Genomic DNA, 21603 nt, shown 5'->3' with positions numbered 1-21603 from the left:
ATCAACCGTTTCTCGGTCACTGCCGCCCGTTTCTCGGTCGCAATCAGCATCCTCGGCGCCGGCGGGCCGGTCAGGCATCGTCGTTCTTCGACCCCGACTTCGCCGAGGCGGTCCCGTCCGTCCCGGACTCAGCCGACTCCGCCTCACCCGACTCCGCCTCGGCCGAATCCGACCCGCCAATGTCAGCGGCGGTCGAATCCTCGTCGGCGGAACCCGCATCTGCGGACTCGGCCCCAGCTGCACTGGCGGCCTCAGAGTCGTGCGTGGCAGTTGCCTCCGCGGACGAACGTGCACTGTCCTCACCGGCACTGTCAGACTTCGCATCAACCGAATCAGCGTGGGCGGACTCGTCGGCCGCCTCGGGGACCTGGTCATTGCTTGCGGTCTGGACGAGGCCGGCGGAGCGGAGCTCATCGGCACGGATCTTACCGGTGTCGAAGGTCGGCAAGATGTCGTTTTCGACAGGGCCGGCCGAGTTCGACCGTGGGATGAACACCTCAGCGCCCGTGACTTTCTTCGCCTGCGCATGGCGTTCGCGGTAGCGGTCGACGGCGGCCTGCAATTGGGAATCGCCGCGGCTCGAGTTGCCCTTCTGCGCCAGGGCGGTGCGCAGCAGATCTTTGATCTCACCGTCGCCGCGCACGACCGCATCCGACTGGATCCAGTCGATCATCTGATCGAGGCCTTCGGCGGAGTACTTGTGCATCGGCAGACCGGGCACGAGCTTCGGTCGGCTGCCGGTGCGGCCGACGACCACCGACGCGGCACGTGCCGCGTTGAGCACGGCCTGCGGGCTCATCGTCTCCACGGTGGCACGCCAGGTCTCGAAGATCTTCTCGGTCTCTGTCTGCGGGTCGACGAACGCATCGGTCGACCACACGCGCATGAACTTCCAGCCTCGGCGGCTCAGCTGTTCGGGCAGCACCCGATCCCGCTGGCGCAGGCTGCGCATCGACGCGTATTCGGGTCCGTCACCGGCGACGGCGATGATCATTCCGTGCTCGTCCTCGGTGGAGTTCGCCACGGCCAGGTCGATGCCGTTGTAGTGTTCGTGAGCGACGACGCCGAGCTGCAGCAGCCGGTCGGCGATGTCATTGAACAGCGGATCGTAGATCTCGCCGTGCGGTCCGGGCTGGTGGACGCCGCCGGTCGCGACCTCTTCGAGCAGCTGTGGGAGCATGACCGCTCCCCCGTTGAGTTTGCTGCGATCGAAGTCCTCGGCCTCGATGCTCGAGACCAGGGTCAGCCGCTTCCTGGCCCGCGTCATCGTGGCCGCGAGGATGCGACGACCATCCGGCCCGGACAGCGGACCGAAGTCGTGGATGACGCGACCGTGGACGGTGCGGCCATAGCCGAGGGTGAAGATCACGGCATCGCGCGACATGCCCTGGACGCGTTCGGCGTCGGTGACGACGAATGGTTCCTTCGAAGAATCGTTGAAGAACGCCGCCACATACGGCAGATCCTTCATCGCCCGCGAGATCGCCGTAGCCACTCGCTGCGCATGATGCGGGGTGAGCGCGACGACGGCCAATGACTCCCGCGACCGATTCCGCGCGTGCTTGAGCACCAGATCGACGACGCGTTTGACCTCGGCGTCGGGGCTCTCGACCCGCCCGGTCCCGATGTCCGTGGGGCCCCTGCCGTCGGCGACATAGGAGAATTCGAGGCCGCTGCCCTCACCGGTATGCGCGGTCGGCAGCGTCGAAATCGTCGAATCGTAGAAGTGCCGGTTGGCCAGGTCGATGAGCCCGACCGGGGACAAGCGGTAGGAGTTCGACAGTCGCATCCGCGGCAGGAACTCGCCGAGGCGGTCCTGCACCGAGCGGGGATGTTTCCCGTCGTCCATGCCGAAGCGATCGACCGCGATCGAGAACGGGCGCGGTCCGAGCAGGCGGGAGTCTCCGAGGGAGATGACCTGACGGGCTCGGGTGATTCCGGGGACGACATCGGCGACCGAGAGCCGTCCGGCATCGGCGATGACGACCGCATCGAAGAGAGGCAGAGCGGAGAAGAGTTCGGGCACCGTGTACGGGCTGCCCATCCACACCGGGGCCAGAGTCGTCAGCAGTTCGGGTGCCTGCGTGGAGATCCGCTTCGTCGAGGTGTGCTTCGACAGCAGCTCCTGTTTGATGACTCCGGCGGCGATCGGGTCGGATTCGATTCCGCGCTTCCATGCCTGCGCATGGTTGTAGCGCAGTCGGGAGGCACCGGCGGCGACGAATGCGCGGTCGTTCTCGCGGAAGCCTTCGGCCACCTGGTGGAGAGCGGCACCGTCGTGGCGGCCGATCGCAGGATCTTCACCGGCCATGGTCTGCAGTACGGAGGCCCAATATGCGAGGTCGAACTCGGGGCCGACGAGTGACTCGTCGACCTTGCGCCTGCGCAGATCGGCCATGAGATCGCCGAGGCCCTCGCCGTCGAGTTCACGCTGCAGGCGGGACCGTTCGGGCAGATCGGCGAGGTTCTCCGAATCGCTGCCCATCGCTTCGGCACGTGCCTGAAGTTCCTCGATGAGCATCGATCCGAGGTCCCCGCCGTCCGGCGTCGTCTCGAGGATCGGGGCGAGCTTGGCCATATCGGCTTCCACGCTCTGGAGGATCTCGTCGGCTTCGAGGACGCCGCGCGGGATCTGCGGGCGGCCGTCATGTCCGGCGAGGTCCGACAGGATGACCCGCTGGGCTCGGACGTCGATGAGTGCCTCGTGGAGGTCAGCCACCTCGGCGCCGGGCCGGAGGAACTCCGCGGCCGACTTCTTCAGTCGACGGCGCTGCATCATGCCCATCTCGACGCCGACATCGGCCCGGTATTCGGGTGTGCCAGTGGCGGCGATGAGGTCATCGAGGCGGTGGTCGTAGATGTCGGGTGCGAAGTTGTCGAGCGTCTTGCGCACGCGCAGGAGCACGCGGACGGCGCGGGACCAGTCATCGACATTGCGGCGCGGATTGAGTTTCGCCTTCTGCAGCACCGGTTCGGTGGCAGCGACGAGGTCGGGGATCATCCGACCGATGCGTTCGGCCACGGTGCGTGCGGCTTCGGCCTCTTCGACGGATTTGAGATCGGCTCCGAACCAGACGGTGTCTTCGACATCGAGGGTGAAAGCACCCAGTCCGGCGAGTTCACCGAGTTTGCCGCGCAGGATGTTCCGGCGGTCGTCGCTGGCGCCGAGGATATCGTCATCGAAGCGCACCGGTGTCTGCGGGGAGTCATCACCGGAGGTCAGTTCGGCGAGGTGCTGCATGGTTTCGTAGACGGAGACGTCCCACGGCTTGCGCCTGCGGTGCAGGGAGGAGACGTGGTCGGCCAGGGTCGCCCGCTGTTCGTTGAGTTCGGTCAGCAGGTGAGACAGGTCCGGGCGTTCGGACTTCTCTGCCGAGGCGATGAGACCGATGAGCTGTTTGCGGATGTCTTCCGAACCAGCGCGGGTGTCGACCGCGAAGTCGGAGAGTCCGACCTCGCCGAGGCGAGCAGAGAAATCGTCGAGCGCATCGGAGGTCTGCGCGAGGAAGAGGACGCTCTTGCCGGTGTGTGCCAGTGTGGTGGCCACGGCGACGGCAACCTGGGTGGCACCGGTTCCGGGCGGGGTGTCGACGACGACGGAGTGACCGGACACGGCAGCGTCGACGACGGCCTGCTGGTCACCGTCGACGTCGATGACGAGGAATTCCTCCTGCGGCTTCCGGTCGGGAAGAGGGGTGATCGGCTCCTGAAGCGCAGCGGGTACGACGTCTTCACCGTCGGCTTCAGCCGCGGGTGCTGTCTTCTCAGACTTGGTCGCCGATACAGCTTCGGCATCGGTCGACGTCTTCTCGTCGTCGGTGGTCGTGTCGACGGCGGACTCGGCGGCAGTGACCGGCTCTGCGGCATCGAGTGGTTCGTCGGTGATCGGCACGGTCGGCTGACCGTAGTCCTCATCGGCATCGGCATCCGCTGCATCAGCGGCACCGGCAGCTGCCTCGGACGAAGCATTCTCGGCCGCAGGCTTCTCGGACGCAGCTTTCTCACCGGTCTTCTCGCCGCTGGTTGCCGACTCAACAGCGGACTCAGCAGCATCCTCGGCGGGGTCGCCTTCTGCCGTTTCCGCAGTCTTGGTCTCAGCTCCTGACTTCGCTGCGTCCGCGGAGGTCGCTTCAGGCGCCGACTTCTCGCCGCCTGCGGGTTCGGTGTCCTTGTCTGCGGACTCGGCGGCAGCGTCGACGCCGGCGACTCTCTTCGCTTCGGCTCGCTTCTGCTCGGCTTCGGCCTTCTCGGCGGCGGCGATCTTCTCGTCCGGGAGCACGCCCGGCTGCGGCACATACGAGGGCCCGCCGAGGGAGGCACGCACGTCCTCGTCACCGGCCAGCGCCCGCAGAACGGGATGCTGGGTAGGCAGGTAGTCGGTAGAGAACGGGTTTGCGATGTTCGCGAACGTCGAGATGATCAGGCGGTGGTTGATCCGCAGACCGGGCACGTTCTGCCCCAGATCGCGCAGGCGGTCGAGAGCCGGGCCCGGGTCGAAGCCGTGCGGTCCGCCGGTCGCGTCGACCCATTCGTCGACGGGCACGTCGAGGTCGTATTCCTCGCGCAGATGCTGGACGAGAGCGGGGTTGATCGTGATCTCGTTGTCGAGCACGATCTCGTAGTCCTCGACTCGGGACCCACGAGGCACCAGCGTGATGTGGCGCATGACGACGGGGGCATTGAACTTGAACTTCGCGTCCTTCTCCGTCCACGAAGCGAATCCGAGCGCCAGGTGGGCGGTGCGGATGCCGCGTTCGTTGTCGAGCTGCTCTGCCTTCGACCGGATGGATTTCGCACGCCGACGCGCGTCCGTGAGGATGTCGTGGTCGCGGATGAGGCTGGAGAGTCGGGTGGCGCGACCGGCCAGCAGCTGTGCCAGGCCGGAGGGGTGGGCGCCGGAGAGGTCGATACTGCCGTCACGGGAGTCCCGGAAATGAAGCATGGTGTCGCGACCGCCCAGATGGGCAGCCTGCTTCTTCCACTCGGCGAAGACATCTCCGAGTTCTGGGAACTGTTCGTCTCTAACGGAATCCGACACAATTCGACCCTAACGAGAATCTGTCCATAATAGGTGCTGGCACACCGTGGAACAGTGAGGTTTCTTCTACGCTACACTGGGTGATCGTGGTTGAGGACGACCACCTGGCCCCCGTAGCTCAGGGGATAGAGCACCGCTCTCCTAAAGCGGGTGTCGGCAGTTCGAATCTGCCCGGGGGCGCCAGAACCACCTGTCCGAGCAAGATCCACTTGCAGATGTCGCCCAGACCCACCATCGCCGAGGCGGCCGATCGTATCGATCGGCCGCCTCGGTGATTGTCTTCCGGCCTGAAGGATCCGCTCCTCGTGATCGGGATTCACGGACTCAGGCGGGGTCTAGAGGCCAGGCTCTGCCGGGGCCTCGTTGCTCTTGCGGCGACCGTGATCGCGGGCGACGCGGACGACCATCGTCGGGCACTGCGAGTACGGCAGCACCGACTGCGAGGTCGAACCGAGCAGGAGGCCGGCGAATCCGCCGCGGCCACGCGAGCCGATGACGAGCACTTCGGCCGTGTCAGAGGCTCGGACGAGCACCTCGGCGGGCTGGCCGTCGAAGAGCGTCCACGTGACGTCGAGATCAGGGAACTCCTCCGCCAGCCGCTGTTTGGCGACGACGAGTTTGTCCGCGCCCTCGTTGACGAGGCGTTCGAGGTCGGCGGTGCTCGGCAGCCACTCGGGACCGATGACCGTTGTGGTGATCACGGCAACGATGTGCAGCGGTGATCCACGGCGCACAGCCAGTCGGGCAGCCTTCCACAGTGCCGGGGATTCGGCGCCGAGCGAGTCGACGCCGACGACGACCTTCCCGTCGAAGCGCAGACCTTCGATCGACTCGGCATTGGGGTCGTGGGTTTCGACCTCGACGCCGTCCTGTCGGATCGGCCGCGACGAGGTCGGGTGCGCGGGGCGCTCGGCCTGGTTGTCCCAGCAGGAGGGGACGACGACTGTCGGGCATGCGGAGTGCGCCGGCAGAGCGCTCGAGACCGTGCCGAGGAGACGACCGGCGAAGCCCCCGCGCCCGCGGGAGCCGACGACGGTGAGGCAGCCGGTCTTCGATTCGTCGATGAGCACACCAGCGGCGTCTCCGATCTCGATGACCGCCTCGACGGGAACACCGGCGGCCTTCACCTCGGCGGCGGCCTCCTTGAGCGTGTTCGTCACGGCCGCACGGATCGAGCTGTCGTCGATGGGCACATAGGACACGTCGATGGCGGCCGCGGCCACGCTCGGGATCGTGTAGGCGCCGACGAGGCGGATCGGACGGTCCAGGGAGCGTGCCTCTTGGATCGCCCAGGACAGGGCATTGCGGCTCGGCGGCGAACCGTCGATTCCGACGATGACGGCTTCGGGCTCACCGGCCGGGGCCGGGTCGGGGTTCTGTGGGCGATCCTGCTCACTCATCGCAAGCTCCTTGGGTCGAAGCGAACTTCTGTTTCGTCCACCCTAGAGCACATTGACGGTGAGAACTTCACCTATGTCACATCGTTATCCGAATTGCGCCAACATATGGACAACACGGTCCCCTATCTGGGACGATGGCCCGTTTTCAGGCGGCGCTGGAGCTGTTGTCAAGCAGCGCTGGAGTATTCGAGGAATGGTCGCCACTTCTCGACAGGCTTGTCGATCCCACGCATCCACAGCTGACCCAGGCGGGGCTCCTGCGGCAGGAAGCTGAGCTTCCAACCGATCTCACTGAGAGTGCGATTGCCCTTGCGATTGTTGCATTCGCGGCAGCACGCGACGAGATTCTCCCAGGTGTTCGCTCCTCCGCGAGACCGTGGGACGACGTGGTCGACGGTGTACGCCGGTTTCGAGCAATAGGCGCAGCGGTGGCCGTCCCGACGCAGGACTCCGCGACGGGAGAGCGAGACGCGGCGGTTGCTCGGCGGGCGCACATAGCGGGTGAGCAGGATGACGGAGGGCTGATCGAGACTCATGTGCTCGGATCTCACCGGAATGTCCTCTGCGGCCAGAACTGTCGCCTTTCCGGTCAGCACGAGCACCACGGCTCGTGTGAACGGAACGATCGACAGCGGTTCATAACCGGCGTTCAGCACGAGAGTCTTCATATCTCGCCCCTCATCTTCTTCTCTATCGGGCCGAAACCGGCTGCCCCGGCCCCGGGGAACACAAAAGGCGCCGTGCTCATGGGCACGACGCCTGGGAAAGAGGGCACGGAGACAGATATGTACTCCGCACCAGAGACTGGAGCGGCTATTCGAATTATTCGACTATGCCCCATCCGCTTTCCTTCGCATCAGCGGTTGACACCACTTGGTGTCCACCGTTTATGGAACTCAATCTTCTCCAGAGTAACGCCGCGCGCGCCCGTGACCCAATTCATACGGCTCGCGTCACGGAAACTTCGGTTTCCGTTCACCGAATCCGGTAGGTGCGAGCGGGCGCGCGAAGTTTCCGGGCATACGAAAGCTCCCCGTGCGACTCGAGGACCGTCGAGTCTCACGGGGAGCAATCGGAAAGAAGATCAGAGAACGCGGATGAAAGTGACGTTGCCCATCCAGCTGTAGCTGCGCTTCGAGGTTCCCGAGCTCGGCGAACCGGCATCGTACATCTGTCCGCCACCGGCGTAGATGCCGACGTGGCCGGGGTGCCAGATGAGGTCACCGGGCTTGGCTTCGGACTGCGAGACGATCTGGCCTGCACCCTTCTGTGCACCGGAGGTGCGGGGCAGGTTCACGCCGACGTGGCTGTAGACCCACGAGGTGTAGCCGGAGCAGTCCCAGCCGCTCTGGCTGGTTCCGCCCATGACGTAGGGGGTTCCGACGCCCTTCTGAGCCCAGGCGAGGACCTGCTCGGCCTTGGATCCGTCGATGGATCCCGAGTCCTTGGAGTCGGACTCGCCCGAATCGGACGATCCGCTGTTGGCGGTGTCGTCGGAGGTTCCGGCGGATTCGTCGGAGGCGGGAGTGGAGGTTTCGACCGGCTTGGGCTTCGGCTTGGGCTTCGGAGCAGCTTCAGCGGTGATGGCCTTGCTCTCGACACCGAAGGAATCGGACTTCTTGTCGTCCTTCTTGTCCTTCGAGTCGTCGCCGATGGTGACGGTCTGGTTCTCGAAATCGACCTTCTGGGTGGTCTCGGCTTCTGCGGAGACCTTGCTCTGGTCGTCGGCTCCCTGGCCGGCGGCCGGCATCACTGCGGCGGTCAGCAGACCACCGCTGGCAGCGACAACTGCTGCGCGACGGCCGAAGACGCCTGAGTTGGCGTTCAGAAGTTCAGTGAGTTCGGTCAGTGGAGTCTTGACCTTGGCATCGGCGGCGCGGCGGCCATGCTGCTTAGTTGCCACGTTTTCCCTCTCGCACCTATTGGCTTTCCGGGCCAACCGCCGCTCTTGGTCCTTGGTATCCCACAGCGAGCGCGGCGTTCGGTTCTCGCTGTGCAGTCGTCATTGCGTGAACGACCTCCACAACTGTAACCAATCGGTGACTGATTGTCACGTTTTTGTCACAACCACCGGAGGAGAACCGTGATGTTATCCATAAAAACGCAGGTCAGAGGCCCTAAACGGCGTAGAATATTCGTAACATTTTCTCGTTATACGACGTGACCCAGGGGTGGAAAATCCACTCCCTGGGTCAGAGATCACAGTCATTTGTAACGAATCGGGGTTCGGGCACCCGGTCTTTCGTTACCGTTGCTCGGTCTCGTCGTTATCGAGACACAGCGCTGCCGTCACCGAAACGCCCTCTCGTCCCGTTACCGAGACTCAGTCTCGCCGCTATCGGCGGAGGCCTCTGGGCGTCTCAGCTTCGGTAGGCGAAGACGTGCGAGGCGGTCTCGACTGGCAGGTCGAGTACGTCCTGCGCGCCGGGCACCTGCACGGTGATGTATTCGCCGTTGCGAGAGATTTCGACGTCGCTGCCCGGCAGGACGCCGGCGACCTGGAACTGCTGAAGCAGATGGATATCGACCTGCAGGGGTTCGGCCAGCCAAGCGATCGTCAGCTTCTTCGCACCGTCCCGGCCGACTGCCGTGGCGAGGTCGATGACGTCGGTGGTCTTCGAGGCCTCGCCGCCGATGACGTCGAGTCCGGGGATCGGGTTGCCGTAGGGCCCGGTGGAGGTCTCCGAGAGCAACGTCACGAGCTTGCGCTCGACCTGCTCGCTCATCACGTGCTCCCAGCGGCAGGCCTCGTCGTGGACGAGTTCCCATTCGAGTCCGACGACATCGGAGAGGAGACGCTCGGCAAGGCGGTGCTTGCGCATGACGTCGGTGGCGATCCGTCGGCCCTCCGGAGTGAGCTCGAGATGGCGGTCGTTGCCGACGTGGAGCAGTCCGTCGCGCTCCATCCGCGCCACGGTCTGTGACACGGTGGGGCCGGAATGGTCCAGGCGCTCGGCGATGCGGGCACGCAAAGGCACGATCGACTGTTCTTCGAGCTCGATGATCGATTTGAGGTACATCTCGGTTGTATCAATGAGGTCGTTCACTTCTGACCAGCCACTCCACTCTTCGTCTTCAGGTCGTTTCGACCGTTTCAGGCGTTGTCACCATTTCGGGTCGTTCCGACCCTGCCCCGCCCCGCGCAGGCGAACCCGTTCGCGGCCGTTGCGATCTGCCCCAATCCTATCGTGCGTTCAGCAATTCCCGTGATTCGAGGATTCGCCCCGTCCCGGAGGCGACCTCGGTCAGCGCCTGACGGCTCGACCGGGGTCTGCATCTGCCCGTTCGGGAAGAATTCGCACCGCCCGGCTCAGCCCGCGTTCGTGTAGGTCGTCTTGTGCACTGTGAAGAACTCGCGTGCCGCCCGAGCCTGTTCGCGGGGACCATAGCTCGACCCTTTCCGTCCGCCGAAGGACACGTGATAATCCACTCCTGCAGTCGGAGCATTGACCATGACCATCCCGGCATCGGCGTAACGCTTGAAGTGGGTCGAATATTTCAGGGAGGTCGTGAAGATGCCCGCGGACAGTCCGAACTCGGTGTCGTTGGCCACGGCCAGCGCTTCGTCGTAGTCGGCGACCTCGATCACCGAGGCGACCGGACCGAAGACCTCTTCGACGTTGATCGTGTCGCCCGGCTTCGTGCCCGTGACGAGTGCGGGCGCGAGGAAGTACCCCTCCGTGTCCGAATCGATGAGCTCACCGCCGGTGACCTCCCCGCCTTCGGCTCGGGCCTTGGCGATGTAATCGAGGTCCTGGTCGAGCTGGGTCTTGGAGACCACGGGTCCGATGGCGACGCCCTCGGCGCGGGCGTCTCCGACGGTCAGCGCCGCCATCTTCTCCTTGAGCAGCGCGACGAATTCGTCGTGGACATCGGAGGTGACGATGAGGCGGGAGGACGCGGTGCAGCGCTGGCCGGTGGAGAAGAAGGCTCCGTTGATCGCGGCCTCGGCGGCCGCTTCGAGGTCGGCGTCGCCGAGCACGACGAGCGGATTCTTCCCGCCCATTTCGCACTGCACTCTGATCTGGTGGGCCGCAGCCGATGCGATGACGGACCGTCCGACGGCGACGGATCCGGTGAAGGTCACGGCGTCGACCTTCGCCGAGGTGGTCAACGCCTCCCCAACGACGGAGCCCGGCCCCATGACGAGGTTGAGGACCCCATCGGGCAGCCCCGCCTCGGCGAGGATAGCGACCAGAGCGTACGCACTGGCGGGGACGAGTTCGGCAGGTTTGAACACGATCGTATTGCCGAAGGCCAGAGCCGGGGCGATCTTCCAGGCCGGGATGGCGATCGGGAAGTTCCACGGGGTGATGATGCCGATGACGCCGATGGGCTCGTGCGTCATCTCGGCGATGAGCCCGGGGCGGACCGAGTCGACGACCTCACCGGTGTTGCGAATGGTCTCACCGGCGAAGAACTTGAAGATCTGGGAGGCGCGCAGCACCTCGCCCTTGGCTTCGGCGAGCTGTTTGCCCTCTTCCCGGGCGAGCAGATCGCCGAGTTCGTCGGCGCGTTCGGCGATGAGGCTGCCGGCCTTGTCGAGGATCGCGAATCGCTGCTGTGTGCCGAGGTCCGCCCAGGCCGGGGCGGCAGCGCGGGCGGCATCGATCGCCGAGGCGACCGTGGCGGCATCCGCGCGGGCGTAGCGGCCGATCACATCGGACGGGTCGGACGGGTTCGTATTCGTCGACCGGTCGTCGCTGGGCACCCGGGCTCCGCCGATGAGGTTGTCGAAGACGGCGTCGGGCCCGTACTGGGTGCTGAGTGCTGGGGGTGTCATGGGTGCTCCTTTGCATCGTCTGCGCCCGGTTGCGGTGCGCATGTTGTGACCATTGTGCTGGGTGGCCGGCGCCCTGTGCTGATTCGTTCTGCAACACGGAAGGTCAGGTCCCTGAGGAAGAGCCTCAGGGGTAGAGGCGGACGACCTCCCAGGCCGAGGCGTCGTCGAGGTCGGCTGCTTCGTGGCTGCCGTCGGCGCGGCGGAAGACCCAGCGGTCGTGGAACCGGTTCTGCTGGCCCTGCCAGAATTCGATCTCGAAGACGCGCACGCGGAATCCGCCCCAATGGTCGGGCCGCGGAACGTCCTGACCCTCGAGCTCAGCCGCCGCGGCATCGTATTCGGCTTGCATCTGCTCGCGGCTGGTCACCGGCTGGGACTGCTTGGACACGGTCGCCCCGATCTGCGATCCACGGGGGCGGACGGCGAAGTACGCGTCCGAGTCCTCGGGAGCGGCCACCTCGGCGAGGCCGCGGATGCGGACCTGTCGTTCCATGTCCTGCCACGGGAAGTTCACGGCGATGCGGGGGTCGGCCCGCAGTTGCCGGCCCTTCGCGGAGTCGTAGTCGGTGAAGAACAGGAGTCCGCGCTCGTCGAGGCCTTTGAGCAGGACGATGCGCGAGCTCGGGCCCCATTCGTCTATGGTCGAGACGGTCATCGCATTCGGTTCGCGGACGTGGCCGGCCGCCTCGTCGTACCACTGGCGCAGCAGGTCCAGGGGTGCGGTGTCCGGGTGTTCGAAGACGGCTGAGTCATAGGACTTCCGGGTCTGTGGGAGACGATCGACGGGCTCACTCATGTCTTCACTCTACGACGCGGCACGGACACGAGTCAGCCGGGTTCCGCTTCGGTGGGGCGGTCGAGCCCCGCCTCGATGGGTGCGGGGCCCCGCCTCGGTGGGGCGGTCGAAACCGGGATTGTCGAGACGGCACGTCCGTCACATGACGGACCGGTCCCGGACGCCGGGCGGGCCCGCCGTAGAATGCCGAGCGTGACTGCGACGAATATTGAGATCCCGAAGAACCTCCTGCCCGCCGACGGACGCTTCGGGTCCGGCCCGGCCCGCATCCGCCCCGCTCAGATCGAGGCACTCAACGCTGCTGCGACGAAGGTGCTCGGCACCAGCCACCGCCAGGCCCCGGTGAAGAACCTCGTCGGCCGCATCCGCTCCGGACTGACCGACCTGTTCAGCCTGCCCGAGGGCTACGAAGTGGTGCTCGGCAACGGCGGGTCCACCGTGTTCTGGGACATCGCGGCCTTCGGCCTCGTCCGCGAACGGGCAGCCCACGCGACCTTCGGCGAGTTCGGACAGAAGTTCGCAAAGGCCACCGACACCGCCCCGCACCTGAAGTCGTCCCTCGTCCTGGGCGCCGAACCTGGCACCGCTGCGATCCCGACACCGGAGGCCCTGGCTGCCGCTGGTCTCGTGGACTCCCCCGCCGAGGCGGCCACCGGAGAGTCCGCCGCCGACGTCTTCGCCTGGCCCCACAATGAGACCTCGACCGGTGTGGCCACTCGGATCGCACGTCCGACCGGGATCGCCGAGGATGCCCTCGTCGTCATCGATGCCACCTCAGGTGCCGGCGGACTGGCTGTCGACATCGCCGAGACCGACGTCTACTACTTCGCCCCGCAGAAGAACATGGGCTCCGACGGCGGACTGTGGGTGTCGATCATGTCGCCGCGCGCGATCGCCCGCGCGCAGGAGATCAAGGACTCCGGACGCTGGATCCCGACCTCGCTCGACCTCGTCACCGCGATCGAGAACTCGGCCAAAGACCAGACCTACAACACTCCGGCCGTCGCAACCCTGCTGCTGCTCGCCGAACAGATCGAGTGGATCAACGGCAACGGCGGTCTGTCCTGGGCAGCCGAGCGGACCGCTGAGTCCTCCGGGCTCGTCTACGACTGGGCGGATTCCGCCGAGGCGGCCCACCCCTATGTTGCAGACGCTGCGGATCGTTCGTCGGTCGTGGCCACCGTCGATTTCGATGAGTCGGTGAATGCTGCTGCTGTGGCCAAGGTGTTGCGGGCCAATGGCGTCGTCGACGTGGAGCCCTACCGCAAGCTCGGCCGCAACCAGCTGCGCATCGCGACCTTCGTCTCCGTCGACCCCGACGATGTGCGGGCACTGCTTAACTGCATCGACTTCGTCATCGACGCCCTCAAGTAGCGCAGAGCCGCGACCGGCGGCTGCGGACGCAACGCATACGCAAGTTTCCAGTGTCGGCCGCCAGCACCTCGGCCGCGCAACTCCTCCACTCAGTGCCATAACGACCCGTTGCAAAGGGGTGTTATGGCACTCAGTGCGTCGGATGCGTTTGCCGCGGTAGGAGAAGCCACTCCGAGGACGTATTGCCGCTACCGGTGACGGATGCATGCGCCACGGGCGGAACTTGGGGCATCCCTCACCCTTCGCGACAAAACACCCCACTGCAACGATGCAATTAAGCCCTAACGGTGACGGATGCTTGCGAGCCTCAGGCGAAGAAGTGGATGAGCACGCCGATGCCGAAGGTGATGCCGGCGAGCATCGCGAGGATGAACTCGATGCCCGCACCGAGGCCGATCACCTTGATCGACTCCCAGCTGGAGTTCCACGCCGTCTTTCCGTCCTTGAGGCGGGAATACTCGGCGAGGTAGAGGCCGGCGACGAAGCCGATCGGCAGGCCCAGCACCGGAATGACGAAGAATCCGATGACGGCGAGCACTCCGCCCAGCAGCACCGAGGAGTTCGGCACCTGCATGGATTTGAGTTTGCGGCCGGTGAGCACGAGCGAGGCACTCATCCCGGCCGCGACGAACACGGCGACGATGGCGAAGATGATCCATGCGGTCGGTCCGCCGATGATGATCGCCCAGATGAGCACCGCGATGGCGATGAGGATCGACCCGGGCAGCACCGGCACGATGATGCCCAGACAGCCGACGAGGATCGCCAGGCCGACGAGCACCGAGGTGATGATGTCAGTTGTCACAGTCCGTCCGTTTCCATTGCTCGACCCTCGAATCCCTCGCCGAGGCGGTCGATCGAAATTCTATGACACGAACCTCCGGACCCGCCGAGTGCCAACCCCCGCAGAGTGCCGGCTTCCGCCCGACACCGCCCCAGGTCGAACTCCCACCTGCGGACAGTTGCCCCGCCCGCTCGAACCCGTCAGTGTCCGCTGCCGCCCGGCGGCCTGCCCTGATAGCTCATGTGCAGCCGGATCCGCGACTTCGGATCCCGGTGGAGGCGCAAGTCCTTGGCCATGATCATCCACAGCAGGCCCACGGCGAAGGCGATGATCCCCGAGGCGGCTCCGACAACGAGCGCCATCCGCGGTCCGAAGGCATCGGCCACCCAGCCGGCCAGGGGTGCCCCGATCGGGGTGCCGCCCATGACGACGGCCGCGTAGATGGCCATGACTCGGCCGCGGTAGTTCGGCGCGGTGGTCGTCTGCACATAGGCATTCGCCGAGGTCATCATCGTCAGCGATGCGAAGCCGACGAACATCAGCGAGGCGGCGAAGAGATAGTAGTTGGGCATCAGCGATGCCACGCCGACGGCCACACCGAATCCGCCGGCGGCTCCGAAGATGAATCGCAGGCGGGGCTTCTCCCGCCTGGCCGAGGCGAGCGCTCCGGTCACCGATCCTATGGCCATGACGGAGTTGAGCAGGCCGAAGCCGCTGGCATCCTTGCCGAATTCGATCTTCGCCATCGTCGCCGTGTAGATGTTGAAGTTGAATCCGAAGGTAGCGACGATGAACAGCACGACGAGCACGACCGTGATGTCCGGGCGTCTGCGCAGATACTTCAGTCCGCCGAGGACTCCGCCCTTGCCACGCCGACCGGAAGGGTGCAGCTTCGATTTGTCGAGCCGGAGGAGCACCGTGAGCGTCGCCGCGAAGCCGAGTCCGCTGATGAGGAAGACGGGACCGGGCCCGATGACAGCGGTGAGCACACCGGCCACGGCCGGACCGATCATGCGGGCGCCGTTGAAGGACGCCGAGTTGAGGCTGACGGCATTCGGCAGCAGCTTCTCACCGACGAGTTCGGAGACGAAGGCCTGCCTGGCCGGGTTGTCCAGGGTTGTGAGCATCCCGAGCGTGAACGCGAGCACGTAGACGTGCCAGAGGACGATGACGTCGGTGATGGTGAGGACGAAGAGGACGAGTCCGATGAATCCCAGCAGCGCCTGAGTGACCATGAGCAGACGCCGTTTGTCGAACTTGTCGACGAGGTTTCCCGCGAACGGGAACATGATCAGCTGCGGTCCCAGCTGCAGCGCCATGGTGAGGCCGAGCGCCGAAGCGTTGTTGTCCGTGAGCATGGTCAGGACGATCCAGTCCTGCGCCGTGCGCTGCATCCATGTCCCGGTGTTGGAGATCAGGGCACCGGCGAACCAGTGCCGGTAGTTCGGCTCCGACAGCGACCGGAACATCTGGGACATCGAGTGGTTCAGCCCTCCTGGAACTCGAGCTCGCCGGAGTAGTCGTCGACGACCGCTTCAGCAGGCTCGTTGTTCGGCCGTCTCACATCGGTCTCCGAATGCGCACCGCACCCGGATTCGAGGCCGACCACGCGACCGTCGAACGGCGACCACGCATTGGCGCAGACCCCGAACTTCTGGCGCAGCGATCCGGCGATCGGCATGAGGTAGCCGCAGCTGCCGCAGTGTCCGGCCGCGCGCGAGGCGAACTCGCTGTCGGGTCCGGCGTCGGATTCCGCCCATCGGCTCGCAGCCGCGCTCAGCCCGTCGGAGGAGAGCACGCGTTCACGACCGAGACCGAATTCGAAGTTCTGGATCTGGTCGACGTTGTCCGCCGAATTGTCCTCGGTCTGCTGGAAGCCCGGCTGCAGGTTCGGATCCTGGTCGAGCTTCGGCAGGGTGTCGCGCGGGCCCATATCGCCGGGTTCGAGCCGTTCCTCCCACGGCACCCACTCAGGGGCGACGAGAGCATCGGGCCCGGGCAGCAGCGCGGTTTCGCAGACCGTGACCTTCTTCGCACGCGGAGCGCGGGCGAGCACGGCCACCCACCGCCAACCGCGGTAGGTCGGGTCGGTGCACACGAAGTAGTGGGTGACCAGGCGGGTCGCCTCGGCCACCGTGCCCAGGTGTTCGCCGACGACGGCGGTGCCGGCCACCTCGGTGATGGCGGTGCGGGCGATGTCGATCGCCGCGGCCAGCTGGGCGTCGAGGACGACCTTCTCCGTGCCCGATCGCGGACGACCGGTCTTCGATGCCTTCGCCGAGGCAGCCGTGCCGGAATCCGCGGCGACCGCACTTCCAGCGGCGGCCGATTCGCCCGCAGCGGTCGGCACATCGCTGCCGGGGGCCGCCTCGGTGGTCTGTTCGGCGTCGTTCTCGACGGGCGCGGCGGTCTGCCGGGCCAGCCAATCACTGAACAGTGATGACATCAGGACTCCAAATCGTCGGCAATCGCCCGCAGCAGGCTGGCGACCTTGTTCCCATGGGTGGGGTCCGGGTAACGGCCGTGCTGCAGTCCGTTGTTGAGGTCATCCAAAACTTTGATGACATCTTCAACCATAACTGCCATGTCCACGGCCGGACGTCGGCGGGCCTTGGCGACTTTGCCGGGAGTGGTGATCGGGCGGGCCTTGAGCACCTGCGCTCCGCGGCGGGAATCGACGACATCGTATTCGAGCCGGGTGCCCTTGGTGACTTCGACTCCCTCGGGCAGCACGGAGGAATGGAGGAAGGCCTGCGAGCCGTCCTCGGCGATCACGAAGCCGAAGCCCTTGTCGGCATCGAACCATTTCACGCGTCCGGTGGGCATGATGTCCTTTCTGTCTGTTCGTACCCGTTGAAGCGGGCTGATCGTACGGTGCCCGCAGGTGCGGGCTGTGTGTCGGTCGGCTGCGGAGTCGGATTCCGCGGCCGGCAAGCAGGTCGGGTGGTGTGGTCGCTGTGCTCGTGTGCCCTCATCGCCGTCAGTCAGACCATGCCGACTGCGGGACCGAGGGCATCGCATCGGCGCTGTGATCCCTGGCTCTCACCTGTCCGTGGAGGTCACGTGCAGGGTGGCGGTGAGCACCTTGTCCGCGGCGGGAGATCACGGGGGCGTACGCGATTGGGTGGTCGGCCGCCTCGGCGAGGTGGGGATCCGCACCATTCGATCACATTGTGCGGGTGGGGCTCATGCCCGTACCCGAACCTGCAGGGTGAGGCATGAGTGATGGTTTCAGCGGTGGCCCACCCCGGTCTGTCTGCGTCGGATGGCGGCTCGGATCATGGCCACGCAGGCGAGGATGACGGCGATGGGCACGAGGATCATGGGCAGGTAGGTCAGCAGCGGACTGGGCGTGAGTCCCATCCAGGCCTGGCCGAGGACGCCGATGAGGCCGAGCGCCCCGATGGCTGCGGCGGCAACCGCGGCGACGACGATGGTCGTGTCGACTCGAGTGGCTGACAATGCGCGTCCTTCCGTCCGATCTCTGATCCTTCTCTGCGCCTCCATTGTACCCCTCGCGATAGACTGATCTGCGATGTCAATGACCTTCAGCCAGTGGCTGTCCCACAGTGCAGATGCCGACTTCGAGTCCTTCGTCCGGACTCGACGCGACCTCCTCCAACCCGAGTCCCCGACGATGGCGGCCCTGGCCGCGGCCGCGTCCTCGCGCATCGGGGTCTCCCGCGGCATCGAAGCTCTCGATGCGCAGTCGCTCGAGGTCTTCATCGCCTTGGCCAAGGCGGCCCGGACGACGCCGGAGATCAAGATCACCGGCAATCCGCATATCGATCCCGCCCTCGCCGAGGCGGCCCTGCCCCGACTGCGCGGCCTCGGCCTGGCATGGCCGGCCGGTGGGGATGGGAACTGGCGGATCCAGTCCGAGGCCATCACCCTGCTGCCCACCTCGGCGGCCGAATCAGCCAGGGCATATCCGTGGCAGATCAACCCTTCGTCGGTCGATGCGAGCACGGCCACGATCGGCCAGCCGCTCATCCACAACAGCGAACAGGCCGCCGTGGCCGAGGTCATCTCATCTCTGCGCGGCCTCGTCGATGAGCTCGCCGCCTCCCCGATCTCCCGGCTGACCAGCGGCGGCATCTCGAAACGAGACGTCTCCCGACTCGCCCGCACCCTCGAACTGGGTCTCGAGCAGACGATCACCCTGCTGCAGGCGGCGAAATCGCTGCACCTCATCGGGGTCCTCGACGATGCGCTCGATCCGCAGTGGACGGCCGCCGACGATGCCGACTCCGCCCTCGCCGGCGATCGTGCCGAACTGTGGGCGGCGCTGGTCGGGGCGTGGCTGCGCGATCTGCTCGACGTCACGCAGCTGGCGGCGGGGGCGAGCGAGAACGAACGCCTCACGGTGCTCGCGGCTCCGAAGAAGTCCCTGTTCAAGGGCTATGGGCTGTCGGTGCCGGCGATGCCGCTGCTGCGCTTCGCCGTGCTCTCCGTCCTCCATGACATCGGTCTGGGCTCGGCACGGTCGGCCGGGTGGATCCATGCCGAGGTGCTGCGTCGGCATCCGCTGCTGCCGGCGCACGAATTCGCAATGACCGAGGCCGTTCTCCACACCTGTGTGAGCTTCGGGTTGGCGACGACTCCGCTGCAAGAGCCGGATCATTTCGGTCCGAGCCGGTTCGGTCTTCGACTGGCCGCCGGGCTGGATCGGGCGATGGCCGAGCATGCCGAGCAGGACCCCTCGATCCTGCCGTTGGGTGTGTCCGTCGAGGCCCTGACAGTGCCCGGCGATGTCATCGCCGCGGTCGCCGAGGGGCTGGGGGCCGAGGTCGACACAGTGCTCATCCAGTCCGATCTCACCGCCGTGGCCACCGGCCCGATCGAACCACGGGTCCACCATATTCTGCGCAAGTATGCCGTCGTCGAGGCACGCGGCCAGGGCACCGTCTATCGCATCGACGCTGAGACCATCGAAGACACCATGCAGTCCGGGACCACCCCGGAGGAGGCCTTGGCCGAACTCGCAGGCATCAGTGCCGAAGAGCTGCCGTCGACCTTGGAATTCCTCGTGCAGAACACGGCCTCGAAGCTGCGGCGGGTGCGGGTGGCAGGGGCCCGGGCGGTGCTCATCGTCGACGACCCGGTCGACCTCGATGTCATCCTCTCCGATCAGGCGATGATGCCGGCCGGTCTCGAACGGCTGGCTCCGACCGTGGCGATCGCTCAGCTGGGCCCGGAGCGGACGATGCATCTGCTCGAGGCCGGGGATCACCATGCTCTGCTGCATTCGGCGGCCGGGCCGGTGCGCAAGCGCCGGGTGATCACCGAATCGGAACCCGAGGTCAGCGTGAGGCGACGTCCGCGGGTCAGCGACGGCCACCTCGGCGAATATATTCGAATCCTGCGGTCCGCACCGGCGGCGGCCGCCCAGGTGAGCACGGATGAGCCTTTAGGGCATATGGATCGGCTGCGGGAAGCGGCGGAGGAGAAGCGTCGCGTGCTCATCCGGATCGCGGATTCCCACGGCAAGGAACGGACGATCGAGATGCTGCCGACCACCCTCAACGCCGGCCGCGTCCGCGGAGTGGTGACGACCACCGGCGCCGAGGCTTCCCTGTCCGTCGCCCGCATCGTCTCCGTCGACCCCTCCCCCTAATTGCTACCTGACGGGGGCCCAGCAACCTGGCGCCAGGTTGCTGGGCCCCCGTCAGGTAGCTCGGAGCGGGAACAATCGGGGTGATGGACGTGTTGTGTCCTCTGGTGTCATCACACTTCGGGAAGGGAAGTATTGAATGAATGGTCCGTTGATCGTGCAGTCCGATCGGACTGTGCTGCTGGAATCGGGACATCCTCTGGCCGTCGAGGCGGCCGTGGCGATCGCCCCGTTTGCGCAGCTGTCACGGACCCCGGAGTACATCCACACCTATGAGATCACTCCGCTGGGGCTGTGGAACGCTCGCGCCAGCGGCCATGATGCCGAATCCGTCGTCGATGTGCTCCTCGAATTCGCGAAGTACCCGGTCCCGCATGAGCTGCTCGTCGACATCGTCGACATCATGGACCGCTTCGGTGTGCTCACCCTCATCGACCACCCGATCCACGGCTTGACCCTGACCTCGACGGAGACGGGACTGCTCGATGAGCTCGTCGGTCAGCCCGACCTCGTCGGCAAGTTCGGCAAACGCATCGATGCCGAATCCGTCCTCGTCCACCCCTCCGAGCGCGGGGAGCTCAAACACGCCCTGCTGCAGCTGGGCCACCCGGTCTCCGACCACGCCGGCTACGTCGACGGTGAAGCCCACGAGATCTCCCTGTCCGATGATGCCCACGGCGGTCAATGGCATCTGCGCGACTACCAGAAGCAGGCGATCGACCAGTCGCTGTCCGGTGAGTCCGGGGTCGTCGTTCTGCCGTGCGGTGCAGGGAAGACAGTCGTCGGTGTGGCCACCATGTCTCGGGTACAGACGACGACGCTCATCCTCGTGACGAACTCGGTCTCGGCCAAGCAGTGGAAGGACGAGATCCTGCGCCGCACCACCCTGACCGAGGACGAGGTCGGCGAATATTCGGGATCGACGAAGGAGATCCGCCCGATCACCATCGCCACCTACCAGGTGCTCACCACCCGCAGGAAGGGTTCGTACCTCCACCTCGAGCTCCTCGATGCCAAGGACTGGGGCCTGGTCATCTATGACGAGGTGCATCTGCTTCCGGCGCCGATCTTCCGACTGACCGCAAGCTTGCAGGCTCGCCGTCGCCTCGGCCTGACCGCGACGCTGGTGCGTGAGGACGGACGCGAGGACGAGGTGTTCTCCCTCATCGGGCCCAAGCAGTACGAGGTGCCATGGAAGGAACTCGAACGACTCGGCTATATCGCTTCGGCCGCCTGCCATGAGGTCCGCGTCCGGCTCGACGGCGGAACCCGAACAGCGTATGCCCGCGCCGACGGGGAGGACCGGTACCGGTTGGCGGCGACCTCGGATGCGAAGCTGCCGATCGTCTCCGAGCTCGTCGCCGATCACCCGGATGCGCAGATCCTCGTCATCGGTCAGTATCTCGACCAGCTCGAGGAGATCGGAGCCGAACTCGGTGCGCCCGTGCTCACCGGGCAGACTCCAGAATCGGTGCGCCAGGAGCTCTTCCGCGAGTTCCGGTCCGGGGAGATCCCGGTGCTTGTGGTCTCGAAGGTCGCGAACTTCTCTGTGGATCTGCCGGCCGCCTCGGTGGCGATCCAGGTCTCCGGAGCGTTCGGGTCCCGGCAGGAGGAGGCTCAGCGCCTCGGGCGGATCCTGCGTCCGAAGGAAGACAAGGGTTCGGCCACGTTCTACACGGTCGTCGCCGCCGATACCGTCGATGAGCATTTTGCCGCTCAGCGCCGCCGCTTCCTCACCGAGCAGGGCTACAGCTACAGCATCGAAGTCCGCTGACTCTCCCCTCAATTCCTACCTGACGGCGGCCCAGCAACCT

General features: G+C 65.9%; 15 protein-coding genes and 1 tRNA gene. 4 read left to right on the top strand and 12 right to left on the bottom strand.

Features of this window, described 5'->3' with window-relative positions:
* Positions 1 to 70 precede the first annotated feature (70 nt).
* Positions 71 to 5038 carry a DUF4011 domain-containing protein gene (locus HIM68_RS05135; RefSeq protein WP_367647436.1) on the bottom strand — a complete coding sequence of 1656 codons (4968 nt, stop codon included), beginning with the start codon at positions 5036 to 5038 and terminating at the stop codon, positions 71 to 73.
* Positions 5039 to 5145: 107 nt separating this feature from the next.
* Here HIM68_RS05135 and HIM68_RS05130 point away from each other — a divergent pair.
* Positions 5146 to 5221, top strand: a tRNA-Arg gene (locus tag HIM68_RS05130).
* A 152-nt stretch (positions 5222 to 5373) separates the two neighbouring features.
* Here HIM68_RS05130 and HIM68_RS05125 read toward each other — a convergent pair.
* The 6 genes from HIM68_RS05125 to pdxH all read right to left on the bottom strand — a co-directional run bounded on the left by HIM68_RS05125 (position 5374) and on the right by pdxH (position 12017).
* The gene (locus HIM68_RS05125) at positions 5374 to 6438 is read right to left on the bottom strand and encodes a universal stress protein (RefSeq protein WP_172170349.1); all 1065 of its coding nucleotides are present in this window, start codon (positions 6436 to 6438) and stop codon (positions 5374 to 5376) included.
* A 167-nt stretch (positions 6439 to 6605) separates the two neighbouring features.
* On the bottom strand, positions 6606 to 7106 hold the full coding sequence (locus HIM68_RS05120; RefSeq protein ID WP_139468172.1) for an HNH endonuclease: 501 nt from the start codon (positions 7104 to 7106) through the stop codon (positions 6606 to 6608).
* Between the two features lie 416 nt (positions 7107 to 7522).
* On the bottom strand, positions 7523 to 8341 hold the full coding sequence (locus tag HIM68_RS05115; protein WP_172170347.1) for a C40 family peptidase: 819 nt from the start codon (positions 8339 to 8341) through the stop codon (positions 7523 to 7525).
* Positions 8342 to 8798: 457 nt separating this feature from the next.
* Positions 8799 to 9485 (bottom strand): metal-dependent transcriptional regulator, encoded by a 687-nt coding sequence (locus tag HIM68_RS05110; RefSeq protein WP_139908932.1) that lies wholly within the window; start codon positions 9483 to 9485, stop codon positions 8799 to 8801.
* A gap of 263 nt (positions 9486 to 9748) precedes the next feature.
* The gene (locus HIM68_RS05105; RefSeq protein ID WP_172170345.1) at positions 9749 to 11221 is read right to left on the bottom strand and encodes an aldehyde dehydrogenase family protein; all 1473 of its coding nucleotides are present in this window, start codon (positions 11219 to 11221) and stop codon (positions 9749 to 9751) included.
* A gap of 124 nt (positions 11222 to 11345) precedes the next feature.
* Entirely contained in the window at positions 11346 to 12017 is a 672-nt protein-coding gene (gene pdxH / locus HIM68_RS05100) for a pyridoxamine 5'-phosphate oxidase (RefSeq protein ID WP_172170343.1), read from the bottom strand.
* Positions 12018 to 12209: 192 nt separating this feature from the next.
* Between pdxH and serC the strand changes: the two genes are divergently transcribed.
* Positions 12210 to 13391 (top strand): phosphoserine transaminase, encoded by a 1182-nt coding sequence (gene serC, locus HIM68_RS05095; protein ID WP_172170341.1) that lies wholly within the window; start codon positions 12210 to 12212, stop codon positions 13389 to 13391.
* 307 nt (positions 13392 to 13698) lie between these two features.
* Here serC and HIM68_RS05090 read toward each other — a convergent pair whose 3' ends face one another.
* The 5 genes from HIM68_RS05090 to HIM68_RS05070 form a co-directional block, all read right to left on the bottom strand.
* Positions 13699 to 14196 (bottom strand): DUF456 domain-containing protein, encoded by a 498-nt coding sequence (locus HIM68_RS05090; protein WP_172170339.1) that lies wholly within the window; start codon positions 14194 to 14196, stop codon positions 13699 to 13701.
* Between the two features lie 179 nt (positions 14197 to 14375).
* Positions 14376 to 15653: an MFS transporter gene (locus HIM68_RS05085; protein WP_172170337.1), complete on the bottom strand. Its 1278-nt coding sequence runs from the start codon at positions 15651 to 15653 to the stop codon at positions 14376 to 14378.
* An 8-nt stretch (positions 15654 to 15661) separates the two neighbouring features.
* Entirely contained in the window at positions 15662 to 16621 is a 960-nt protein-coding gene (locus tag HIM68_RS05080) for a DUF3027 domain-containing protein (RefSeq protein WP_172170335.1), read from the bottom strand.
* Positions 16621 to 17001 carry a cold-shock protein gene (locus tag HIM68_RS05075; protein ID WP_101543626.1) on the bottom strand — a complete coding sequence of 127 codons (381 nt, stop codon included), beginning with the start codon at positions 16999 to 17001 and terminating at the stop codon, positions 16621 to 16623. The genes HIM68_RS05080 and HIM68_RS05075 overlap by 1 nt, the downstream gene beginning before the upstream one ends.
* Before the next feature lie 405 nt (positions 17002 to 17406).
* A complete protein-coding gene (locus HIM68_RS05070; RefSeq protein WP_101543627.1) occupies positions 17407 to 17637 on the bottom strand; it encodes a hypothetical protein in 231 nt (76 codons plus the stop codon).
* Positions 17638 to 17710: 73 nt separating this feature from the next.
* On the opposite strand from HIM68_RS05070, the gene HIM68_RS05065 reads away from it, so the two are divergent.
* Positions 17711 to 19792, top strand: coding sequence for a helicase-associated domain-containing protein (locus HIM68_RS05065; RefSeq protein ID WP_172170333.1), 2082 nt, complete (start codon positions 17711 to 17713; stop codon positions 19790 to 19792).
* Between the two features lie 136 nt (positions 19793 to 19928).
* On the top strand, positions 19929 to 21563 hold the full coding sequence (locus HIM68_RS05060; protein WP_137211323.1) for a DNA repair helicase XPB: 1635 nt from the start codon (positions 19929 to 19931) through the stop codon (positions 21561 to 21563).
* Positions 21564 to 21603: the final 40 nt, after the last annotated feature.

The organism is Brevibacterium sp. CT2-23B (genome assembly GCF_013168765.1).
GTDB lineage: Bacteria > Actinomycetota > Actinomycetes > Actinomycetales > Brevibacteriaceae > Brevibacterium > Brevibacterium sediminis.
This window is presented reverse-complemented; position numbering and strand designations above follow the sequence as displayed.

Excerpts from the sequence above, each read along its gene's own strand:
- HIM68_RS05120 (WP_139468172.1), bottom strand. The coding sequence starts at position 7,106 with ATGAAGACTCTCGTGCTGAACGCCGGTTATGAACCGCTGTCGATCGTT.
- HIM68_RS05060 (WP_137211323.1), top strand. The coding sequence starts at position 19,929 with ATGAATGGTCCGTTGATCGTGCAGTCCGATCGGACTGTGCTGCTGGAA.
- HIM68_RS05065 (WP_172170333.1), top strand. The coding sequence starts at position 17,711 with ATGTCAATGACCTTCAGCCAGTGGCTGTCCCACAGTGCAGATGCCGAC.
- HIM68_RS05085 (WP_172170337.1), bottom strand. The coding sequence starts at position 15,653 with ATGTCCCAGATGTTCCGGTCGCTGTCGGAGCCGAACTACCGGCACTGG.
- HIM68_RS05125 (WP_172170349.1), bottom strand. The coding sequence starts at position 6,438 with ATGAGTGAGCAGGATCGCCCACAGAACCCCGACCCGGCCCCGGCCGGT.
- HIM68_RS05075 (WP_101543626.1), bottom strand. The coding sequence starts at position 17,001 with ATGCCCACCGGACGCGTGAAATGGTTCGATGCCGACAAGGGCTTCGGC.
- pdxH (WP_172170343.1), bottom strand. The coding sequence starts at position 12,017 with ATGAGTGAGCCCGTCGATCGTCTCCCACAGACCCGGAAGTCCTATGAC.
- HIM68_RS05080 (WP_172170335.1), bottom strand. The coding sequence starts at position 16,621 with ATGTCATCACTGTTCAGTGATTGGCTGGCCCGGCAGACCGCCGCGCCC.
- HIM68_RS05105 (WP_172170345.1), bottom strand. The coding sequence starts at position 11,221 with ATGACACCCCCAGCACTCAGCACCCAGTACGGGCCCGACGCCGTCTTC.